Below are 286 nucleotides of genomic sequence, written 5' to 3'. Positions count from 1 at the left end.
CCTCGCCGCGATCAGCGTGGACTACTACACCCGCCTCGAACAGGGCCGCGTCCGCGCCTCCGCCCCGGTGCTGGTCACCCTGGCCCGCGCCCTGCGCCTCGACGACGACCAGCAGAAGTACCTCTACGAACTCGCCGGGCGGAGCGACGACCTGCCGAAGCGCCGGCGCCGGCCCGTCCAGCCCGTACGGCCGCCCATGCGCCGCCTGCTCGAACAGCTCACCCACACCCCCGCGCTCGTCCTCGGCAGACGCCTGGACGTCCTGGCCTGGAACCCGGCCGCGACG

The 286-nt window shown here is 74.5% G+C and carries 1 protein-coding gene; it reads left to right on the top strand.

Annotation, left to right across the window (positions count from 1 at the left end; all coding sequences use genetic code 11):
- Positions 1–286, top strand: a 286-nt coding sequence (locus tag LG395_RS41035; RefSeq protein WP_225814710.1) for a helix-turn-helix domain-containing protein, incomplete at both ends; no start/stop codon positions are given.

Origin of the sequence: Streptomyces spinosus (genome assembly GCF_020400655.1) — a bacterium.
Taxonomy (GTDB): domain Bacteria; phylum Actinomycetota; class Actinomycetes; order Streptomycetales; family Streptomycetaceae; genus Streptomyces; species Streptomyces argyrophylli.
The sequence above is the reverse complement of the archived record's forward strand: the minus strand, read 5'-3'. Positions and strand labels throughout refer to the sequence as shown.